Source organism: Vibrio sp. Y176 (assembly GCF_033438945.1).
On record NZ_JAWOQS010000937.1, the window covers coordinates 1 to 564 of the forward strand.

A 564-nucleotide genomic window follows, 5' to 3' on the forward strand; every position below is an offset into this window, starting at 1 on the left:
AGCTTGCCGAGAGTAACGCGCATTTTGACACAAATAAACGCCCTGTCATATTGGCAGGGCGTTTTTGTATCTGGTCATCGGCGGAGCGTATTTAGTGCTTTCTGTGACGACTAATGAGTGTTGATCATATTTATTTGTGCAAAGCAAAGCTTTCAGTAACAAGAAGAGGTGCGCACATAGGCGGATAAAAAAAGCCAACCCGAAGGCTGGCAATCAAACAGGGAGTTTGAAATGAAAATGAAATCGGGAGATAGGGCAGTTTGTCTAAAACTCTATAAACTGAGTTGCGCGCTGAAGCCAAGCTTTGTCGTGCTCATCAAGAAATGGGCTGAGTGCTTGGTAGACGCGAGAATGGTATTGATTTAGCCAGTTAATTTCATCATGGCTTAGCAAAGAGACATCAAGCGTGTTCGTGGCGATTGGTGCCAGTGTAATGGTCTCGAAGCCATAAAAAATACCAAACTCATTTTGCTCGACTTCAACCACTTTCATGATGTTTTCGATCCGAACACCGTATTCACCTTCACGGTAAACACCGGGCTCATTGGTGATCACCATGCCTGG

1 protein-coding gene is annotated in these 564 nt (G+C 44.7%); it reads right to left on the reverse strand.

The window, feature by feature from the left end; translation table 11 throughout:
• Positions 1–264: 264 nt before the first annotated feature.
• Positions 265–564, reverse strand: a 300-nt coding sequence (locus R7O13_RS29515) for a M24 family metallopeptidase C-terminal domain-containing protein (protein WP_318305548.1), incomplete at its 5' end; no start/stop codon positions are given.